This is a genomic window from Dermacoccus sp. UBA1591, from assembly GCF_002322065.1.
Lineage (GTDB): Bacteria > Actinomycetota > Actinomycetes > Actinomycetales > Dermatophilaceae > Dermacoccus > Dermacoccus nishinomiyaensis.
In genome coordinates, this window is record NZ_DCNR01000069.1 from 395 (window position 1) to 2602 (window position 2208).

A 2208-nucleotide genomic window follows, 5' to 3' on the forward strand; every position below is an offset into this window, starting at 1 on the left:
GCGCGCGACGGCGACGATCGAGTCGCCCTTGCCGGGCGTCGCGAACTGCACGCCCTGCGTGTTGCGGCCCGTCTCACGCACCTCGGCGACGGCCGAGCGGACGATCTTGCCCTTCTCCATGACGACCATCACTTCGTCACGGTTCTCGACGACGAGCGCGCCGACGAGGTCACCGCCTCGCTCTGAGATCGTCGCGACCTTGACGCCGAGCGTCGCGCGCCCCTTCGTCGGGTACTCCTCCACGGGCGTGCGCTTGGCGAGCCCGTTCTCGAAGACGACGAAGACGCACAGCTTCTCGTCGGCCCCGCGCTCGACCTCGTTCGCGCCCTTCGGCACGACGTTCATCGACAGCAGTTCGTCGCCTTCTCGGAACTTCATGCCGGTGACACCCGACGTCGATCGGCCCATCGGACGCAGTGAGTCGTCCGTCGCAGCGAAACGCACGGCCTGGCCCTTGCGGCTGACGAGCAGGACGTCGTCGTCGTGCGTCGCGAGGCCGGCACCGACGAGCTCGTCGCCGTCACGCAGGTTGACGGCGATGAGGCCGCCCGAACGCGGCGAGTCATACTCCGACAGGCGCGTCTTCTTGACGAGGCCGTTGCGGGTCGCGAGCAGAAGGTACTCCGAGTCGGCATAGGTGCGCAGCGCCATGACCTGAGCGATCTGCTCGCCCGGCTGGAACGCGAGCAGGTTCGCGACGTGCTGGCCCTTGCTGTCGCGCGAGCCCTCCGGCAGCTCGTAGCCCTTCGTCCGGTAGACGCGGCCGGCGTTCGTGAAGAACAACAGCCAGTCGTGCGTCGAGGTCGTGAAGAAGTGCCCGACGACGTCGTCACCGCGCAGCGTCGCGCCGCGCACACCCTTGCCACCGCGACGCTGGCTGCGGTACTCGCTCACCTTCGTGCGCTTGACGTAGCCGCCGCGCGTGATGGTGACGACCACGTCCTCTTCGGGGATGAGGTCTTCCATGTTCATGTCACCGTCGAACGGCACGATCTGGCTGCGACGGTCGTCGCCGTACTTCTCGACGATCTCGGCGAGCTCGTCGCTGACGATCTGACGCTGACGCTCCGGCTTGGCCAGGATGTCCTTGTAGTCGTCGATCTTCGACTGCAGCTCGTCGTGCTGCTCGATGATGCGCTGACGCTCGAGCGCCGCGAGGCGACGCAGCTGCATCTCGAGGATGGCGTTGGCCTGGATCTCGTCGATGTCGAGCAGCTCGATGAGGCCCGTGCGGGCATCGTCGACCGTCGGGCTGCGACGGATGAGGGCGATGACCTCGTCGAGCATGTCGAGGGCCTTCAACAGACCGCGCAGGATGTGGATGCGCTTCTCGGCCTCGTCGAGACGGAACTGCGTGCGGCGCACGATGACGTCGATCTGGTGCTCGACCCAGTAGCGGATGAACGCACTGATCGGCAGCGTGCGCGGCACACCGTCGACGAGGGCGAGCATGTTCGCGCCGAAGTTCTGCTGCAGCTGCGTGTGCTTGTAGAGGTTGTTGAGCACGACCTTGGCGATCGCGTCACGCTTGAGCACGATGACGAGGCGCTGGCCGGTGCGGCCGGACGTCTCGTCACGGATGTCGGCGATGCCGGCCATCTTGCCGTCCTTGACGAGCATCGCGATCTTCTCGGCGAGCGCGTCTGGGTTGACCTGGTACGGCAGCTCCGTGACGACGAGGCACTGACGGCCCTGGATCTCCTCGACGTTGACGACGGCGCGCATCGTGATGCTGCCGCGGCCGGTGCGGTAGGCGTCCTCGACGCCGCGCTTGCCCATGATGAGCGCGCCGGTCGGGAAGTCCGGGCCGGGGATGCGACGCAGGCACTCTTCGAGCAGTGCCTCACGCGAGGCCTCGGGGTTCGCGAGCAGCCACTGCGCGGCGTCGGCGACCTCGCGCAGGTTGTGCGGCGGGATCTGCGTCGCCATGCCGACAGCGATGCCGGCGCTGCCGTTGACGAGCAGGTTCGGGAAACGGCTCGGCAGGACGCTGGGCTGCAGCGTCTTGCCGTCGTAGTTGGGCTCGAAGTCGACGGTGTTCTCGTGGATGTCGCGCACGAGCTCCATCGCGAGGGGCGCCATGCGGCACTCGGTGTATCGCGGGGCGGCTGCGCCGTCGTTGCCGGGCGAACCGAAGTTGCCCTGGCCGTCGACGAGCGGGTAGCGCATCGACCACGGCTGCACGAGACGCACGAGGGCGTCGTAGAT

Annotated in this window: 1 protein-coding gene; it reads right to left on the bottom strand. The window is 67.4% G+C overall.

From position 1 onward, the window contains the following. Positions 1-2208, bottom strand: a 2208-nt coding sequence (gyrA, locus tag B2284_RS07170) for a DNA gyrase subunit A (RefSeq protein ID WP_286697329.1), incomplete at both ends; no start/stop codon positions are given.